Genomic DNA, 18933 nt, shown 5'->3' on the forward strand with positions numbered 1-18933 from the left:
ACTTTGCGAACTTCAGACAAGACATCAGCACCAAAGTACATAGACTAAGCGCATCAACTTTGGGAAACAGCCATGAGCAACAATTCATCAACCACATTACGTGCGACCCTTATCGGGGGCGTCGCAATTTTACTCTGGGCTCTGCTTGCTCTCTTTACCACATGGGCAAAAGGCATTCCCACCTTTCAGCTCTTGATGCTGTCATTCTCCATTGCGTTTATTTCTGGATTTCTCGTTCTTGTAAGCAAAGGAAAGAAAAGCCTTTCTACGTTGAAGCAACCACCCCTGGTCTGGCTTCTCTCGGTCGGAGGATTATTTGGTTACCATCTCTTTTATTTTATCGCCCTGCACAACGCGCCAGCTGTTGAGGCCAGCTTAATTGCTTATCTTTGGCCATTACTAATTGTTTTCTTTTCGGCCCTTTTACCCGGCGAACGTCTCTACTGGTTTCATATTGCGGGTACGTTGTTGGGTTTGGCTGGTGCCGTTATTATTGTGACCAAAGGACAGTCTTTTTCTTTGAATACAGAACACACGCTAGGCTATCTAGCAGCGATTGCTTGTGCACTTACATGGTCAGGCTATTCAGTTCTCAACCGCAAATTTTCCCATGTCCCAAGTGAGGCCGTTACAGGTTTTTGTGGTGCAACAGCCCTATTGGGATTGGCGTGTCACCTGATCACGGAAAACTGGGTGACACCAGACCTAACACAATGGACAGCCATAGTTGCCCTCGGCCTTGGTCCGGTTGGGTTAGCATTTTTTGTTTGGGATTATGGAACAAAACACGGCGACATACAGGTTTTGGGCGCACTTTCCTATGGTGCCCCTCTCCTGAGCACTTTGGTACTCATAGCCACCGGCCTCGCGGAAGCTAGTTGGATCATCGCCATAGCCTGTCTTCTCATCGTTGGCGGAGCATTGCTCGCTTCCATAAAGATCTTGCGTTCAAATAAATCCAGCAAGATGACACATCAAGCGACATAATCAGGCAGCAGGGAAGAAGGCAGGTTACCAGCGACTTGCCTTCAACCTCCCATCATCGCAGCTATAATGGCCTCCGGCCGATCCTCCTGCATCAAATGGCCTGATCCCGGTATGATAGAGATCGCCCCGTCAGTTAACATATCTGCTAACCGCACCCCCTGAGATGTCGGGATCCATTCATCTTCTCTCCCCCATATTATTTTCACGGGGCAGTCCATCGGCTGATAACAAACAGAAACTTCATCAGTATAGCTCTCATCCATTTGGGCAATCTGCCGATAAAAAGCGGGTTTACCTTCCTCTCCCTGCCAAGGTTGCAGATAAACTTTGAAGGTTTCTTCATTAAGCTCTTTAAAAGCAGCACCTTGTAGATAAACACGCAGTAAAGCATCATGCATATAATCGGGCATGTTCGAAAACGCGGTTTCATGATCTCGGACATGTTGCACAAAAGGTGATCCCCAAGGTGCAAGAGCCACAGGATCAATCAACGTCAATCTGGAGTATCTAATATTATTCAGATAATAAGCACGTAAGGCTGTCGCACCACCGAAATCATGAGCAAGAACGGCGGGTTTGGAAAGTTGCCACTCCTTAACAAGTGCGGCAAAAATCTCGTTCTGCACAGCGAGAGAAACATCCTGCCCTACCCGTTTGTCAGATTGCCCATAGCCAAGTAAATCAAAATAATATACCCGCCAAGTACCTGCCAGAAGCGGGGCAATTCTTCGCCATACCTGAGATGAAAAGGGGGTTCCGTGAAGGAGAACCAATGGCTCTCCTTCTCCGATAACATCCCAGGCAACCGACTGACCTTTAAATTCAAACCGTCGATCAAGCTTAAGCATAAGTACCTCTGAAATTATTGAATTCTGTTATCATCTGAAAAGAACTATGAGACGGATAACAAAGGGCTAGAGAACCAAGCTCGTATCTGTTTAAAAATAGATTGAGAGCACTTTGCTTCTTCGTGCTTCACCCGTTTACGATCACCGTGCAATTCAGGTTGAACGGCAACACCACGCACTTCCATACGTGTTGCCAAAATGTAAGTTTCTCCTAATATGTTAATCATTGCTCTGTTCCTTTCATGGGATTACTCTCATAAATATCAGTGCACTTAGTATTTTTCTCAACTCAGGAAAAATTACATAATGTTAGTTTTACTTACATATACAGATGCGTGACTTCCCCTCTCTTTCCAGCCTGAGAGCTTTTGAAGCTGTTGTTCGGCACAAAAACTTGAGCCATGCCGCCAAGGAATTGAACGTGACCCACGCGGCTGTTGCCCAGCAAATAAAGCGGCTTGAAGAATGGTTTGGCCTCACCCTGTCTCGCCGGGAAGGGCGTGGAGTTGCCCCAACGGATGCCGGCTTGCGTCTGGGGGCGGAGTTAAGCAAGAGTTTTGATATTATCGACGACATAGTGAAGGACTTAAAAACAGCGACGGATGGACGCCCTCTACGCGTCACCATGACCCCCACCTTTGTCAATTTCTGGCTCATGCCGAGACTTGGTGATTTCAGGGAAAAGCACCCTGAAATTGAGATTTTGCTCAATGCCAACAGTGATGTCGTTGACCTTCGTAGAGAAGAGTACGACCTTGCCATTCGTTATGGCAATGGTAACTGGCCCGGGTTTGAGGTTGAGAAGCTTATGCAGAGCTATGCATCTATCGTCGTCTCACCTGATCTTTTAAAGGGGGTATCAATAAAGGACCCCAAAGACATTACCAAGCTTCCCTGGGTTTGCGATATAGATGACAACCATTCGGAATGGAACCACTGGCTTGCGCATCACGGGATCGATTTCTCCAAACACAGTGCTAAGATACACCTTTCCGGGTACCTGACCCGTGACGCCATCCGCAGCGGTCAGGGGATCGGCACTCTCCCCTCAAACTGGGTAAGCGATGACATTGAGACCGGGCGCCTTGTCGAGCTGTTCTCTCTAACCAGTGGTGAGGAAACCGGGTATCACCTGGTCTATAAACAAGGCGTGGTCTCCCATCACCTCCGTGCTTTTCTCAAATGGATCCGCAGCCAAAAAGCGGCAGAGAGATCCATTTGAGAATTTTGGAAATAAGCTATGAGCTATCAGATCGCTTTGGTTGCTTCTTCAAGCCATGTGACATGCTCAGCATCAAGAAGAGGGGTAAGCTCTTCACGCACCCAGGCATGATAGTCATTTAACCATCTGATCTCACCTGCACTCATAATCGAGGGTTCGATCAAACGCAGATCAATAGGGCACAAGGTTACGGTTTCAAAATCATAAAGCGGCGTATCCAGACCAACCATCTGGCCAATATCCCGAACAATGATTAGGTTCTCAATCCGAATGCCATATTCACCCGCTTTGTAATAACCGGGCTCGTTGGATAAAAACATCCCGGGCTCCAGTGCCACAGGGGATGAGGCTTTTGCAATCCGCTGCGGCCCTTCGTGCACCCCCAAGAAACAGCCCACACCGTGGCCTGTGCCGTGGTCAAAATCCAACCCAGCATCCCACAAGGGACGCCGCGCCAAACTATCCAGCTGCATACCATTTGTCCCCTTAGGGAACTTGGCAGTTGCCAACGAAATGTGCCCCATTAACACACGGGTAAAACGGTCTTTCATTTCATCAGTTGGTGCCCCAATAATCACCGTACGGGTGATATCAGTTGTTCCATCAAGAAACTGCCCACCTGAATCGATCAAAAAGATCTCGTCCATACTTAAAGGAATGGAGCTTTCTTCAGAAACTTTATAATGACACATTGCGCCATTTGGACCTGCGCCGGAAATGGTATCAAAGGAAATATCCCTAAAAAGAGAAACACCTTCACGGATCGCCTGCAACTTGTAAGCTGCTTCGATTTCTGTGACGGGATTATCCGTCTCCGCACGCTTCTCAGCAGTCTCAGTTACCCACTTAAGGAACCTGACCATTGCCGCACCATCACGGATATGTGCTGCGCGTATACCATCCAATTCAGTGGTATTCTTCCGTGCTTTTGGCTTCATTACGGGATCCATCGCACGGACGAGTTTCGCACCATTTTTTTCTAAAACAGAAGTGATGCGTTCCGGACAGGTTGCGGGGTCGACCAGAACTGATTTACCTTCGCGCGCAAAAGAAACCAAGCGACTTTCAAGAGCCCCGGGCTCTGCAATTTCTATTTGATTATCCAGTGCCGCCATTGTCTCACTGGTTACTTTTTCAGAATCAACAAACCACTGTACAGATCCATCATCGTGAATAACGGCAAATGAAAGCACCAATGGAGTATGCGCCACATCCTCCCCACGCACATTTAACAACCAAGCCACAGAATCAGGCAGGCTCAATACAGCACAATCTGCTTCACCATCTTTTAAGATAGTCGCAATTTCATCACGTTTCTCGCGAGAGGACTTCCCAGCGTGTTTTAAATCGTATGGCATCGATTTGGTGCAGGGTCTTGCAGGCTGATCACTCCACACAGCATCTACAGGATTGATATCAAGAGCAACCAGCTCTCCACCAGCTTTTTCCACTCCCTTGCGAAGAGTTTTAATTTGGTTTTCGCTTTGCAGCCAGGAATCATAAGCGATACGCATTCCCGGCTTTACTTGCTCGCTCAACCATTCGTGCGCAGGTTCCTCGATAAGATGCTTATAGGTATATAGTGTTTCATCCACTTCCTGACGGACCTGAATAGTATATCGCCCATCAACAAAAACCGCCGCACTATCAGTAAGGACAACGCCCAATCCAGCGGACCCCGTAAAGCCACTCATCCAAGCCAACCTTTGCGCTTGAGGCGGAACATACTCGCCTTGGTGCTCATCAGTTCTGGGAATTATAAACCCATCAACCCCATCCTTTACCAGCTGATCACGCAGAGCTTTTAGTCGTAGAGCATGATCACTAGTCGCCGATTCAGGCATTTTTACCATCCTTATAAAATATACAATTTGTTAATTGGCAGATTATCCAAGCAATTGACACTAAACAACACATGCTTTTGCATAATACTAAATTAATATATTTCAATACGTTACAGAGTAAAAATCAGAAATATACCCAAAATGCATAGCTCTGTTGCAGAATCACCGCTACCAGAAAATATTATTTACGCTAGATATACTGCAACAACACAGCGGCAAGATACAAGCATTAGCCGGCCGCAAAAACCTGATCTAGGAGATACGATCATGAGAGAAGACAAAATCATATTCGCGGCCAACGAAATTGCTAACCAGCCTGTACTCGTTTCTGTAGCACCACACCGCTACACAAGAGCATACCGCATCTACGCAGCCGTAACAGGTATCGCAAAAAGCTTCAAAAGCTACATGGAACGCCGCTCTACTGTGAACCAACTTTGGGACCTTAGCGATCGCGAACTTAGCGACATCGGCCTAAACCGTGGCAGCATCGAAGCGACTGTAAACAGCCTCTATGCTGATGCTGCAGAAAAAGAAGCCAATACTTTCGAGCCAGGTTTCTCATTCCTATCCTCTTCTGACTTTGTTGCCACAAACGGTACAAACAAAGCTGAAAACAACAGCAACGCAGTCCGCGCAGCATAAACCCCCTTTTGCTTGCAGCACTGCATTGTTAAAAAACGCGTCGGAAATTCAAAAATTTCCAGCGCGTTTTTTTTATTGCCTGATGGCAAGAACAAATAAAAGCTATACATAAAAAAGACCGCTGCCAGAAGCTGCGGTCTTTTTTTATTAAAAGATCGAATACTGGTTTAGCGGGACAGCACCAGGGTTGACCACTCACCAAGATGCAGTTCACGAATAACTTTGAGCCCGACTGCCTCGTGTGCTTTCACAACCTGTTCTTGCTGTTTGATCAATAGACCCGACAATACGGCCACCCCACCCACAGCCAAATTCTTTTCAAGTGCGGGCGCCATATGACACAGCGGTTCGGCAAGAATATTGGCGACGATCAAATCATATGGGGCGCTTTCGGATACTTCAGCCGCGTCGTACCCGTCACCACAGATACCTGTAATACCAGTTATTTTATTAAGCTCTGCATTTTCAAGTGCAACCCGGACAGAATCTTCGTCAATATCCACACCAAGAACTGGGCAGTCCCAAAGTATCTTGATCGCCATAAAGAGAATGCCTGATCCACACCCCATATCGAGCGCTGATCCAACCTTCCGTTCAGCAGCCAGATCCGTCAGGGCAATAAGGCAACCTTTTGTCGTATCATGTTGGCCAGTACCAAAAGCAACGTTAGCCTCGATGAGCAGAGGGACAGATCCTTCAGGCGGAGTATCTGTGACGTGAGAACCGTGTACAAAGAATTTTCCCGCCACAATTGGAGGCAACGCCTTCTGACTTTCCGCGACCCAATCAATATCCGGCAACTGTTCGATAGTCGCCTTGGGCGCAGTACCACCAACAATGTCAGCAGTATCAGCCAACAGTTGATCAACCACTTCCTGTGAAGGCTGGCCATCAACATATATCTTGGCGGCGATCATGCCCTGTGCATCAGGGTTTGTGACAACGATCGCCCCATCAAGGGGTTCAAGAGCAAGCTCATAAATAGCAAGCTGATCCTTGGGAACCTCTAGTGAAATGCACCAAACTGCTGAATTGTCTGCTCTCATTACATACCTGCCTGTTCAGCGGGAACAACAAAATTACTAAGCACTTTTTTGCTGCCCGCCTTATCAAATGAAATCGTCAGGCGCTCACCTTCAACGGAAGCGACCAGACCATAACCAAACTTTTGGTGGAATACTCTTTCTCCACGCCCAAAGCCACTTTTACTTTCGGATACCTTTTGCGCGGCCTTGCGAACCAGCTGAGACTCGCCACTTGAATAATTGCGAGCCCGCTGCATTCCCGGACTTCCACGGTCATTATCCAGCCACTTGTTAGAGCCAAATCCGCCGTAGGACGACTCAAGCGGAGCAGAATAAATCCCGCGATCGCTTTCGCGTTCGATATGCTCATGCGGAAGCTCATCAACAAACCGGGAAGGAATAGCAGAAGCCCATGAGCCGTGCATCCGTCTGTTTGCCGCAAAGGAAATAATCGCGCGTTGTCGTGCCCGGGTTAGCCCTACGTAAGCCAATCGACGCTCTTCTTCGAGGCCTTTCAGCCCTTGCTCATCCATTGCGCGTTGATTTGGAAACAGCCCTTCTTCCCAACCGGGTAGGAATACCGTTTCAAATTCAAGCCCCTTGGCCCCGTGCAAGGTCATAATCGAAACCATATCTTGTCCGGTCTGGCTGTTGGTATCCATCACCAGGCTGACATGCTCCAGAAACTCGGAGAGATTTTCGTACTCACCCAGCGCATTGACCAGCTCGCGCAGGTTCTCAACCCGACCCTTGGCTTCAACAGATTTATCATTCTGCCAAAATTCCAGATAGCCGCTCTCTTCCAAAACCAGATCAGCCAATTCCGGATGTGGCATATCGGCCTTAAGGCCCTGCCAGCGCTCCATCTTTTCAACAAAACCAGCCATGGCCTTGCGCGCTGCAGGACGAAGTTCATCCGTTTGAACGATCTCTCGCGCAGCATTAAACAGTGAAATATTCATCTGGCGTGCAAGCTCGTGCACCACGCGGACCGCGGCCGGACCAAGCCCCCGTTTCGGAGTATTGATTATGCGTTCAAAAGCCAGACTATCATCAGCAGAATTCACCAACCGCAAATAGCCAAGTGCGTCGCGGATTTCCAGACGTTCATAGAAACGGGCTCCACCAACAACACGATACGGAATAGCTAGTGTAAGAAAGCGTTCCTCAAACTCACGGGTCATTGCGCCAGTACGAACGAGAACAGCCATTTGATCCAGTTTTTGCCCTTTACGCTGAAGCCCTTCAACTTCTTCGCCAACAAACCTGGCTTCCGCTTCACCGTCCCACAAACCGCGGACCCGAAGCATCTCGCCCTCATCATCGTCGGTCCAAAGTGTTTTACCCAGACGTCCTTCATTATGACTAATGACAGAAGAGGCGGCCGCCAGAATACGACCAGTTGATCGGTAATTCCGTTCTAGACGTACAGTCTTGGCGCCGGGGAAATCCTTTTCGAAGCGCAGAATATTGCCAACCTCAGCACCGCGCCATCCATAAATTGATTGGTCGTCATCGCCAACACAACAAACATTTTGATGCCCTTGTGCTAACAGGCGTAACCAGAGGTACTGCGCGACGTTGGTATCTTGATACTCATCGACCAAAATGTAGTGGAAACGTCTGTGGTAATCAGCGAGCACATCTGGATGATTTTGAAAAATCACCAAGGTATGAAGCAACAAATCACCGAAATCACAGGCATTGAGCTCTCTCAAACGCTGCTGATAATTCTTATAAATCCCGTGAATACGCCCACCGGCAAATTCCTTAGCCTCACTTGCGGAAACATGATCAGGGGTTTGCCCGCGATCTTTCCAGCGCTGAATAGCCCCCAATACAGACTTTGGTGGCCACTTCTTATCATCGAGGTTATTTTCTTTAAGAAGCTGTTTTACCAACCGCAATTGATCATCGGTATCAATGATCGCAAAATCTGTCCCGAGGCCAACCTTCTCTGCATGCGCGCGCAACATTCTCACAGCAATCGCATGGAACGTCCCAAGCCACCATCTCTCAACAGAGGGTTGGTTCAATATAGAAGCAACACGCTCTTTCATTTCCTGAGCGGCCTTGTTTGTAAAGGTCACAGCCAAGACCTGCCCCGGAAACGCCTTCCCGGTTGCAAGAATATGAGCCAAACGTGTTGTCAGCACACGCGTTTTACCCGTTCCCGCGCCAGCGAGTACCAGCACAGGTCCATCAGTGGTTTCGACGGCCTCTAGCTGAGACTCGTTTAAACCGGTGAGATAGGGCGGCTGCCCATCATTTTGAAATTGCGATTCGTCCATCATAAGATGGTTTATAGCGCGTCCGCTCGAGAAGCTCATCCCCTTTTATTAGGCATAAAACAATGAGTTTTTGATCCGCGCTTACAAAGACACGTTTTGGACAAAAGTGTGGATTACTTTAACCTCCTCACAAAGGTGAAAATAATTCACGCAACGCCAAACATAAGGTAATTATGTGCCTCGAAATCACTTCATAATTCTTGCGACACTGGATATTTTATTTACTGCAATGGTTTTAGGAATCTTATTTTGGTCATTTGGCGCAAAGAATTTTTGCAACATAACGACTACGTACGGAGATTGTTATTTGCGTGCGTCTTCTAGTGTAATTCTACTCGCAATCATTCAAGCGATTATATACTTTTACGTTGATCGACTTGGTTTCTCAAAAACCCTCATTTTGAAAATCACTAGCGTTGCTTTTATTACTTCTTTGTTGTTTTTATCATGATGAGTGATTTTTAATTACATTTAAGCAGACACCACACAGGACCAATAATGACCCGGATTACAGAGCGCCACGCGCTACTTTCAGAGACACCTGGCACACAACGGGTTGTAACTATTCATCGCTACGGCGCGAATACAGATGGCAAAAAGGCCTATATTCAAGCGGCCCTACACGCTGACGAAACTCCCGCAATGGCAGCAGTCCACCACTTGCTACAGAGCCTTGAAGATGCCGACAGTAAAGGTCTAATCAATGGTGAGATTGTTGTCCTGCCCTATGCAAACCCCATTGGCCTAGATCAGTTTGAAGATGATAATTTACTCGGGCGTACCCATCTCGGCGGCGAAGGTAACTTTAACCGCGGTTGGTTTGACCTGACAGAAATGACCAAAGACAGGCTGGAAAGCCGCTTAACGGAGAGCCCGGATAGAAACGTCGCGATTATTCGCGATGCGATGCAGGAAGTCCTGAGCGAAACGATACCCACGACAGAATTTAGCAGTCTTCGAAAGTTGCTCGCAAGCGAAGCAGCCAGAGCCGATTTCGTGTTCGACCTTCATTGTGATGATGACTCCCTGCCATACCTTTACATCTCAGATCTCAACTGGCCCGATTGCCAGGACTTTGCTGCTGACTTTGGCGCAGCGGCCGTGATGATGGCAGAGAATTCAGGCGGCGGCAGCTTTGATGAAGTTTACACCCGGCCCTGGGCCGAACTTGCGCGTCTTTTCCCGAACAAGCCGATCCCGCAGGCAACCATGTCAATGACTGTTGAGCACCGTGGCCGCCCGGATGTTTCTGATGAGATCGGTGCCAAAGACGGCGATGCACTCTTTAAATTCTTGATCCGACGCGGCTTGGTAGAGGGTGATGCCGGACCTATTCCAGAGGCTCTTTGTGAAGCAACGGGCACTGATGCATGTGAAATCATCGAATCCCCAGGCGCAGGTTTTGTCACCTATTGCAAAGAATTGGGTGCGCAGGTCAAAAAAGGTGACCAGATTGCCACGCTAATCGATTTGGCTGCAGAAGATCCAACTCGAGCCCGTACGCCGATTTACGCGAGTACTGAGGGCATTTTCTTTACCCGTCGACAACATAAGGCCGTCAAGCCGGGACTGGTCGTTGGTAAAGTCGCGGGAACAGAGCCTCTTAAAGCGGGCTACCTTCTCGAAGACTAAGCCCCACAAACAAAGTCAGCCCCGGCTCTTATAAACAAAATCCGGGGCTGATTACTTTAACGCTCTAGGTTAGATTTCGCCGCGTTCTTCCGCCCGGGCTTGCTCCATAGCTTTTTTATAAGCAAGAGCAACATCGTGTTCGTGAATAACCCCCTTCAAAATCCCGTCTTCTGAGTTATTCACGACTGGAATATAGACCTCTCCACTCGCACCGTGTGCTTCAAGAGCTTGTTCAATATTGGCATTTTCTTCCAACTGCGCGGCTTTTGTTCGTGCAATTTCAATCGCGGTTACAGGCTCCCCTTTTTCTTCTTGTAAATCGAGCCCGTCAGCAAGATCCACAAAGGAAATGCACCCTTTCAAGCGGCCACTTTCATCCACGACAAATAACTGACCGAGTTTTGTTTTTCTAAGCTCCCGCCGTACCGTCGCGAGATCTGCATCAGGTGGGATAGTTGAAACGACACTATGAACCATATGACTTATCGTCAGCGTTCTCATAAGACTTGCTTCTCGTCCGCCCCGGATTTCCACCCCACGACGCTCAAGCTGCCACATGAAAAAAGATTTCCCGTGAACTTGCTGAGTGATAACCGATGATAAGGAGGTCGCGATCATCACAGCGATCGTCATTGCGTAATCGTTTGTAAGCTCAAAGATCATCAAAATGGTTGAGATTGGCGCACCGAGAACAGCACCGGCAACGGCCCCCATCCCAATGACAGTATAGGCCGATGTTCCTGACGAAAGTTCGGGAAAAATCGATGTCGCGATTAATCCATACGCCCCGCCAACCATTGCCCCAATAAATAGCGAGGGAGAAAAGACGCCACCAGAAAACCCACTGCCGAGAGAAACTGCCGTTGCAAGTGTTTTGACTACGATCAATGCAAGGAGCAGCCAAAGTTCATAGTTCTCAGATAAGGCAGCATCTGTGGCCTCGTAGCCAACCCCGATAACCTGAGGGAACACAAGTGCCATAACACCAAGTGCCAAGCCACCGATCATGGGTTTCGCCCAGAAAGGGACTTTAAGTTTCTGAAAGCTGTCTTCGGTGAATATGACCGCCCACATAAAGGCGATTGCCGCCAGCGCAGAAACAATCCCAAGCAAAGCAAAGGCCGGAAACTCCCAAAAGGAGGAAAGCGACATGGCATTTGGCAAGATAAAGGCCGGAAAATCACCATAGTAAATCCGGCTTATTATTGTCCCAACGACTGAGGCAATAACAATAGGTGCAAAGGCCGAAATAGCATAATGCCCAACAACAACTTCGAGAGCAAAAAACACCCCTGCTATTGGTGCGTTAAAAGAAGTCGCAATTGCGGCGGCAACACCGCAGCCAAGTAAAGTGCGAAAGAGTGTGTAGCCAAGATGAAGACGCTTAGAGAGCCAGGCACCAATACTTGCCCCCAAGTGAACGACAGGCCCTTCACGACCAACAGAAGCCCCAACACCAATTGAAAAGGCAGAAGCCACGGCCGCACGAAGTCCTGTCTTCAATGACATTCTGCCCCCTTTTAGGGCAGTCGCTTCAATAACATGGGGCACCCCCTGGGGTTTTCCATCAGGCAAAAAGTAACGAATAAAAACGCCAACAATCGCCCCGCCAACAACGGGAACCAGCAATATTTGCCACCACGGTAACTGAGAAAAACCTTCAGTAACCTTCTCACCTTCAAAGCCGTAGAAAAATCCTTGAACGATATCAATGAAGTGGCGGAAGCCAACAGCAGCTAGTCCTGACGCTCCTCCGATAACCACAGCTAAAGAAGACAGTATGACCTGTTCATTTTTGATAAATTGCCGAGCCTGGTGTCTAATTGATAACCGCTGACCATTCTCGTTAGACATACCCTACCCTCTTATGCCTACAAGAATTATGTTCGCAATGAAGTGTCTTTCGAGCATTGATGATGTTCAATGTAAATTCGTGTTTCACTGTAGAAGCTTTCAGACTTACCAACTGCAAAGTCAGAGTATTAAATTCCGACTTCGTTTATACTCACTCTTGCTGCCCAAAAACAACATTCTTTCACAGGGGAGCTCAAAATTGAACTTTTATCATCGACACAGATTATTTACCCAGATCATTTACCCAGATCATTTACAGCGCCCAATTGAACCTTCGGCACACACCCGGATACCATCAACCCACGTCGCACCGGACAAATCCGCCTTTGTAAGATCTGCGCCCTTTAATTTTGCTTTGGTTAAATTCGCGCCACGTAAAGTCGCTTTAAACAGACGCGCCCGCTGCAGATCAGCATTGGTAAAATTTGTATTATCCAGATTTGCCTTGGTGAAATCAGCTTCTGGAAGAGAGCCTTTGGAGAAATCACTCCCAGTTAAAGACACACTGACAAACTTGGTTCGAAACGCAGAAATCTTCTGTAAATTTGCATTATTCATAGAAGCACGGATAAAGCTGGTGTCACGCAATCTGGCAGAGGATAGATTTACCTCATCAAAATTTAGCCCATCCATATTGCACCTTTGCCAATTCACCCCAGGATCAGGCGGATCAGTACAAGCCGCAGCAGCAGGAAAAGAGAAAAGGGTTAAAACAAGCCATAAGGCTGAAAATCGAAGAAAATTCATCATAACTCTAATGTTAGGAAAATTACCCTTAACTTCAAGTAAATCACTATTCAACTTTTTATGAAAATACATTTACGGCCTCACAGAGAATTCTGCTTGATTAGAACTAACGCCAGGACATCACTGCGCGTCCGATATTAAGGGGTAGCGGTAGAGAGTTTTGTAATTTTAAAATCTTATCCAGATTTCTTTTAAGCTCCTCATTCATGGGACACGATGATCTCGTTTCCAAGTTTACGTGTACAGAAATCCATTCAGAAGTCGCCGCCAAATACCCCTCATCCGCATTATAGAGTGAATGATGATAACTGAGCTTCTTGTTATCAAAGCCAAGCAAACGTGTTTCGACCCGCATTTTTGATTCCAAATGGAGTTCTCGAAGATAGTTCACATGGTTTTCAACAACAAAGGTCGAACATTTGGTTTTATTTCTATAAACAGGATCAACCCCAAAAAACTCCAGAAAACCATCAGTCGCATCACAAAAAACGCTCATGTAATACGACACGTTCATATGGCCATTATAATCGAGCCAATCAACAGGAACCGTCCCCCGATAAGTAACCAAAGGGTCAACAGCCCTAAGTTGAATGTCCATCGTACTTACTTTCAATTATGTTGCTTAATTACACGGATCACATCAGAATCCAGTAATGGTGACCAATGACAAAATGTGTTAAAAAATCATTACATTAATAAGGATTCGAACACCCCTAATTAATAAAGATGTCCATAAATCAATGATTAGTGATGCATAAATACAACAGAGTTGTTTCCCGCCCAATTTTCTTTCTCTTATTACTGGTTTTAAAAGTTAGGCTGTGATACTCAACCATACTAAGCATGTAACTCTATTGATACACTTGGATAGTTATGTAAAAAACACCCAAGCTAATTCGTAGAAGTTTAGCTTAAAGAATAGTAGAGAAGAAATGTTCGCTTTACGTTTGTAAGACAGTATTTGGGTTATGCTGATAGCAAATGACCGGGGGGAACATATAATGTACGTAACTGAATTAGAAACAATGATAGGCGAAATGTCGTGGGGTTAGGTATTTTGTCCGAGATTAATTCTGGACTTATTAAACGATTTACTGCTTTTGCTGCCGTTGCAATTTTTGTAACAGGGTGCGCAAGCCAGCCAAATTCGACGCTGCAGGATGAAGCATCCACAAGCGATGATCAGTGGGCACAAACTGAGGGCACGACCGCCGTTGACGAAGGCGGAAACGATCCTATTGAAACAGTTAACCGCTTTATCTTCGCGTTCAATGATGCCACAGACACACTTATTTTTCGACCTGTCGCTGAAGGCTATCGCTTCTTAGTTCCTGCGCCAATCCGAGATTCAGTGCGTAACTTTATCCGCAACAGCTACTCACCTGTCATTCTCGCAAATGATTTGCTTCAAGGCGATATTGAGAAGGCAGAGAACACCTTTGCAAGATTTCTTATTAATACCGTCGCCGGAGCTGGTGGCTTAGCCGATGTTGCCGGACAAGCTGGTCATGAGTATCACTCTGAAGATTTTGGTCAGACGATGGGAACGTGGGGTGTTTCCGAAGGCCCATACATTGTCCTACCGATACTAGGCCCTTCAAACCTTCGTGACACTGTAGGCCTTGTTGGCGACGCGTTGCTTGACCCACTTACATATGTTGCCTCATCGGAAGCTCTGTTGGCACGCAAGGTTACGGACGGCGTTGACAAAAGATCACGCAACATTGAAACGCTTGATGAACTCAAACAAGATTCAATCGATTTCTACGCCCGCGTCCGCTCTCTCTATCACCAGAAGCGTGAGAATGAGATCAATGATGGTGAGTACGAACCAACTCTTGCTCCTGGCCTAACTGATATCTTCCCTGAAGATGACGATCAGGTCTCCGTTGTAGATTGATCATGAAGCTGCTGATCTCTCGCCTTATATCCTATACATCTGCCCTCCTTGTGGGGGCAGCTTTGTCTTTGGCAGTTTCAACTACTGCCAGAGCTGATGATGCCGGACTGTTCTTAAAGGCCCTGCAGGAAGAAGCCGTTAGCCAACTTTCCAACGAAAGCATATCTTCAGAAGAGCGTGAACAACAATTCCGATCCCTCCTGAATGAAAACTTCGATATCAGTGGTATTGCTAAGTTTGTCGTTGGTAAATACTGGCGCAAAGCAGAAGATGGCCCACGAAGTGAGTTCATGACAATCTTTGAAGACATCATGGTTCAACGCTTCCTTCCGACATTTTCTAAATACGCGAGTTCCGATTTTAAAGTAACGAAAGTCGTCAAGAAAAAGAGTTTTTACGTTGTTTATAGCAAGATAAAAACTGAAGGCGGAGAACCCGCTCAACTCCTATGGCGCATTCAAGCCAAGGAAACTTCCGGCTTTGTTATTACAGATATCGCGGCAGAAGGTATTAGCTTACGCAGTACTTACAAATCTGATTATACATCCGCTCTAAAAAGCTTGGGTGGCGATCTATCAGCCCTAAACGGCAAGCTGCGTAAAAAGATCAAATCAGGGGATTTCGCCCCTAAGGATAATAGCTAGCCACAGCTTTCCTAAGACAACACACAAATAAAAAAGCCTTGAAGGATATCCTCCAAGGCTTTTTTTTTGCGCTATAAATAATCCACACCACCACATAATTAAAAGGGTGTTGAAACCATCAACACCCTTTTCAAGAATCACAATGAAGCGATTAGATTTTGGCTCTTCTCCGCTTTGTTGAGTAGAAAAAGATGCCGACCGCCAAGTAACCTGTTGATATGTATGGTTTCTGATAACTTTACATAGAGCAGGTATATGACAATCAACATCTCGCAGCATATTTTAGGCCTCAAAGGGCAACGTGTAAATGAAATTAAACTGGATGACGGCGGTGTTAAGATTGTCATTCACTGCAGCCGAGACGCGCGTAGGAGGGCTATAGACCCTGCTACAGGCCAGAAGGGAAGCATCAACCAGCATGTCCGCCGACAAGTAAACGACATCCCCCTTTTTGGGTATCCTTGTGTGGTCGAGATTGAGCTGGCGCAGGTTTATATTAACAAGGGCGAACGCCGCATTGAGGGGTGTGATTTTGTTGATAAAGGGTGCCGTTTCACTCACCGATTTTGCCGACTGATCAGTGGATTATGTCGGCATATGTCTATTCAAGCGGTTTCCAGACATTTGGATATACGATGGGAAACGGTCAAGAATATCGACAGGGCATACCTTATTGAAACTCTCCCTACGCTTGATCCTGCAGAGCTAACTGGCTTGGAATATATTGGTGTAGATGAAGTTGCCCGGGCGAAAGGTCATGACTACATGACGGTGGTCTACGATATGGTTGGCGGTCATCTGATCTGGGTTGAAGCAGGCCGAACTGCCGAGGTTTTTTCAAGGTTTTTGAAACAACTGCAACCAGATACAGCCTGCAAAATAAAGGCCGTAGCGATGGATATGGGGCCTGCCTACCAAAAGGCTGTCAGAGAGTCCTTGCCGTTGGCCGACATAGTATTTGACCGTTTCCACGTCATGAAAAACTACAGCAAAGCTATCCATAATCAGCGTCGACTTGAGTTCAGAAAGGCCGATCCAAGTGGTAAAGAGTTGATGAAAGGGACACATTATCTGTTGCTCAAAAATGCGGATAAGTTGAGTGAAAAACAAAGTGACAAGCTGCAAAGGTTGCTGGAGAGCAATAGCAACCTGAATGCACTTTACGTCTTGAAAGAACAGCTTCAGCTGCTGTGGAGTGCCGCTTCATTTGAGGCGATGGCGGAGCAACTGGAACGTTGGTGCCTGATAGCAGATCAGTCACAGATGCTCTATCTAAAAAAGTTCGCGAAATCCCTACGGAAACATTGTGTGGGCATCTGCAACTACGCCAAACACAAGCTCACAAGCGCCAGGATAGAGGCTGGTAATGTCAGTATAGGAATGATCCGTAAGCGAGCCAGAGGCATCAAGGATACCGAATACTTCAAACTCAAAATTAGACAATCATCCATTCCAGATAATCAATCTATGCTCTATTTGAAATCCTAAATCTACTCAACAAAGCGGAGAAGTGCCTAGATTTTACCGTTTTAAAGGCTTGTATTTAATACGGTGTGGCTGATCGGCTTCAGCACCCAAACGGCGCTTGCGATCGGCCTCATAATCATCGTAGTTACCTTCAAACCAAACTACCTGACTATCACCTTCATAGGCCAGGATGTGAGTGGCAATGCGATCCAGGAACCAACGGTCATGCGATGTTACCAGCACACAGCCACTATAATCGAGGATAGATTCCTCCAGAGAACGCAATGTATCAACATCAAGGTCGTTGGTTGGCTCATCGAGAAGGATCACGTTGGCGCTTTTGCGCAACATCTTGGCAAGGTGGACACGGTTACGTTCACCACCTGAGAGTTGACCAACTTTCTTTTGCTGATCTCCGCCCTTGAAGTTAAAGGAACCAACATACGAACGAGACTGGTAAGTGTGCTTACCGATCTCAATGACATCAAGACCATCAGCGACTTCTTCCCAAACTGTCTTTTCAGGGGAAAGAGCATCACGGCTCTGATCGACATAACCAATCTCGACAGTGTCCCCCACGTTCAAGGCACCACTATCAGGTTGTTCTTGACCTGTGATCATCTTGAACAATGTCGTTTTACCAGCACCGTTTGGACCAATAATACCAACGATTGCGCCCTTGGGGATCTTGAAGTTCATATCCTCAATTAGAAGCCGATCACCAAACGCCTTACTGACATTCGTGGCCTCAATAACCAGATCACCAAGACGCGGCGCAGGTGGGATTACGATACGGCCCGGATCTGGAGCCCTTGTGCTTTCCTCTTGGACAAGTGTCTCATAGGCCTGCAAACGCGCTTTTGACTTTGTTTGACGCGCTTTGGATCCCTGACGCACCCACTGAAGCTCGTCTTTAAGATATTTTTGCTTGGCACTTTCTTGCTTCTCTTCAAGAGCAAGGCGCTTAGTCTTTTGCTCAAGCCAGCTGGAATAGTTCCCTTCATAAGGAATACCCTCACCACGATCGAGTTCAAGAATCCATCCCGCAACGTTATCAAGGAAGTATCTATCGTGGGTCACACAGACGACCATGCCCTTGTATTCTTCAAGAAAGCGCTCCAACCAAGAAACAGATTCTGCATCAAGGTGGTTGGTTGGCTCATCGAGGAGTAAGATATCAGGGCTGGAGAGAAGCAGGCGGCAAAGAGCAACACGACGGCGCTCACCACCTGAAAGCTTGGATACATCCGCATCCCCAGGAGGGCAACGAAGCGCATCCATGGCAATCTCAACCTGGCGATCAAGATCCCAGGCATCCTTTGCATCAATTTCTTCTTGAAGATCGCCCTGCTCAGCAATCAAGGCATCCATTTCATCAGGATCAACCTCAGCAAACTTCGCACTGATTTCTTCGAACTTTACCAACAGGGCTTTCGTTTCAGCAACGCCCTCAAAAACATTACCTGCTACGTCCTTGGCAGGGTCCAGTTCTGGCTCTTGAGATAAGTAACCGACTTTAACCCCATCTGCGGCGCGGGCATCACCATTGATCTCGGTATCAATTCCCGCCATGATTTTCATGAGAGTTGATTTACCAGAACCATTAAGACCCAAAACACCAATCTTGGCGCCCGGCAGGAAATTCAAGTGAATATTTTTCAGAACCTGTTTACCACCGGGATAGGTTTTAGAAACCCCATCCATCTGATAAATATACTGATATGATGCCATTCGGCGCTCCAGATTAAACATTTAAAACTATTGCAGCGTACTGCGTTGAAGCGGTTTTACCCTATCAATGATTGCTGTGCAAACCCATCACAGTGT

Annotated in this window: 17 protein-coding genes; 7 read left to right on the forward strand and 10 right to left on the reverse strand. The window is 47.0% G+C overall.

Translation table 11 applies throughout. The annotated features are described in order from the left end of the window. Positions 1-72: 72 nt before the first annotated feature. Entirely contained in the window at positions 73-987 is a 915-nt protein-coding gene (locus ACOGW3_RS26705) for a DMT family transporter (protein WP_419905706.1), read from the forward strand. Between the two features lie 41 nt (positions 988-1028). Here the strand turns inward: ACOGW3_RS26705 and ACOGW3_RS26710 are convergent, their stop codons facing one another. After that, complete coding sequence (locus ACOGW3_RS26710; protein WP_419905707.1) at positions 1029-1835, reverse strand: alpha/beta fold hydrolase; 807 nt, start codon at positions 1833-1835, stop codon at positions 1029-1031. A 44-nt stretch (positions 1836-1879) separates the two neighbouring features. After that, positions 1880-2062 (reverse strand): hypothetical protein, encoded by a 183-nt coding sequence (locus ACOGW3_RS26715; protein WP_419905708.1) that lies wholly within the window; start codon positions 2060-2062, stop codon positions 1880-1882. Between the two features lie 104 nt (positions 2063-2166). Between ACOGW3_RS26715 and ACOGW3_RS26720 the strand changes: the two genes are divergently transcribed. Then, the gene (locus ACOGW3_RS26720; RefSeq protein ID WP_419905709.1) at positions 2167-3057 is read left to right on the forward strand and encodes a LysR substrate-binding domain-containing protein; all 891 of its coding nucleotides are present in this window, start codon (positions 2167-2169) and stop codon (positions 3055-3057) included. Positions 3058-3083: 26 nt separating this feature from the next. Here ACOGW3_RS26720 and ACOGW3_RS26725 read toward each other — a convergent pair whose 3' ends face one another. Next, the gene (locus ACOGW3_RS26725) at positions 3084-4901 is read right to left on the reverse strand and encodes an aminopeptidase P family protein (protein ID WP_419905710.1); all 1818 of its coding nucleotides are present in this window, start codon (positions 4899-4901) and stop codon (positions 3084-3086) included. Positions 4902-5168: 267 nt separating this feature from the next. Here ACOGW3_RS26725 and ACOGW3_RS26730 point away from each other — a divergent pair, with 267 nt between their 5' ends. Then, complete coding sequence (locus ACOGW3_RS26730) at positions 5169-5546, forward strand: DUF1127 domain-containing protein (protein WP_419905711.1); 378 nt, start codon at positions 5169-5171, stop codon at positions 5544-5546. Positions 5547-5713: 167 nt separating this feature from the next. Here the strand turns inward: ACOGW3_RS26730 and ACOGW3_RS26735 are convergent, their stop codons facing one another. Beyond that, positions 5714-6592, reverse strand: a complete 879-nt coding sequence (locus ACOGW3_RS26735) for a 50S ribosomal protein L11 methyltransferase (protein WP_419905712.1) — start codon at positions 6590-6592, stop codon at positions 5714-5716. Continuing rightward, the gene (locus ACOGW3_RS26740; protein WP_419905713.1) at positions 6592-8865 is read right to left on the reverse strand and encodes an ATP-dependent helicase; all 2274 of its coding nucleotides are present in this window, start codon (positions 8863-8865) and stop codon (positions 6592-6594) included. The genes ACOGW3_RS26735 and ACOGW3_RS26740 overlap by 1 nt, the downstream gene beginning before the upstream one ends. A gap of 495 nt (positions 8866-9360) precedes the next feature. Here ACOGW3_RS26740 and ACOGW3_RS26745 point away from each other — a divergent pair, with 495 nt between their 5' ends. After that, a complete protein-coding gene (locus ACOGW3_RS26745) occupies positions 9361-10494 on the forward strand; it encodes a succinylglutamate desuccinylase/aspartoacylase family protein (protein WP_419905714.1) in 1134 nt (377 codons plus the stop codon). Positions 10495-10563: 69 nt separating this feature from the next. Here ACOGW3_RS26745 and ACOGW3_RS26750 read toward each other — a convergent pair whose 3' ends face one another. The 3 genes from ACOGW3_RS26750 to ACOGW3_RS26760 all read right to left on the reverse strand — a co-directional run bounded on the left by ACOGW3_RS26750 (position 10564) and on the right by ACOGW3_RS26760 (position 13693). Beyond that, positions 10564-12348: a chloride channel protein gene (locus ACOGW3_RS26750; protein WP_419905715.1), complete on the reverse strand. Its 1785-nt coding sequence runs from the start codon at positions 12346-12348 to the stop codon at positions 10564-10566. 249 nt (positions 12349-12597) lie between these two features. Then, complete coding sequence (locus tag ACOGW3_RS26755) at positions 12598-13167, reverse strand: pentapeptide repeat-containing protein (RefSeq protein ID WP_419905716.1); 570 nt, start codon at positions 13165-13167, stop codon at positions 12598-12600. A 34-nt stretch (positions 13168-13201) separates the two neighbouring features. Beyond that, positions 13202-13693 (reverse strand): thioesterase family protein, encoded by a 492-nt coding sequence (locus tag ACOGW3_RS26760; protein WP_419905717.1) that lies wholly within the window; start codon positions 13691-13693, stop codon positions 13202-13204. A gap of 459 nt (positions 13694-14152) precedes the next feature. Here ACOGW3_RS26760 and ACOGW3_RS26765 point away from each other — a divergent pair, with 459 nt between their 5' ends. Continuing rightward, a complete protein-coding gene (locus tag ACOGW3_RS26765; protein WP_419905718.1) occupies positions 14153-14995 on the forward strand; it encodes a VacJ family lipoprotein in 843 nt (280 codons plus the stop codon). Between the two features lie 2 nt (positions 14996-14997). Then, positions 14998-15639 (forward strand): MlaC/ttg2D family ABC transporter substrate-binding protein, encoded by a 642-nt coding sequence (locus tag ACOGW3_RS26770; protein WP_419905719.1) that lies wholly within the window; start codon positions 14998-15000, stop codon positions 15637-15639. A 137-nt stretch (positions 15640-15776) separates the two neighbouring features. Here ACOGW3_RS26770 and ACOGW3_RS26775 read toward each other — a convergent pair whose 3' ends face one another. Further along, on the reverse strand, positions 15777-15908 hold the full coding sequence (locus ACOGW3_RS26775) for a hypothetical protein (RefSeq protein WP_419905720.1): 132 nt from the start codon (positions 15906-15908) through the stop codon (positions 15777-15779). On the opposite strand from ACOGW3_RS26775, the gene ACOGW3_RS26780 reads away from it, so the two are divergent. Continuing rightward, the gene (locus ACOGW3_RS26780) at positions 15895-17127 is read left to right on the forward strand and encodes an ISL3 family transposase (RefSeq protein ID WP_419901077.1); all 1233 of its coding nucleotides are present in this window, start codon (positions 15895-15897) and stop codon (positions 17125-17127) included. The two genes, ACOGW3_RS26775 and ACOGW3_RS26780, sit on opposite strands and share 14 nt — an antisense overlap. 33 nt (positions 17128-17160) lie before the next feature. On the opposite strand, the gene ettA is transcribed toward ACOGW3_RS26780, so the two are convergent. Then, on the reverse strand, positions 17161-18837 hold the full coding sequence (ettA, locus tag ACOGW3_RS26785; protein ID WP_419905721.1) for an energy-dependent translational throttle protein EttA: 1677 nt from the start codon (positions 18835-18837) through the stop codon (positions 17161-17163). Between the last annotated feature and the right edge of the window lie 96 nt (positions 18838-18933).

Origin of the sequence: Kiloniella sp., assembly GCF_965205715.1 — a bacterium.
GTDB lineage: Bacteria > Pseudomonadota > Alphaproteobacteria > Kiloniellales > Kiloniellaceae > Kiloniella.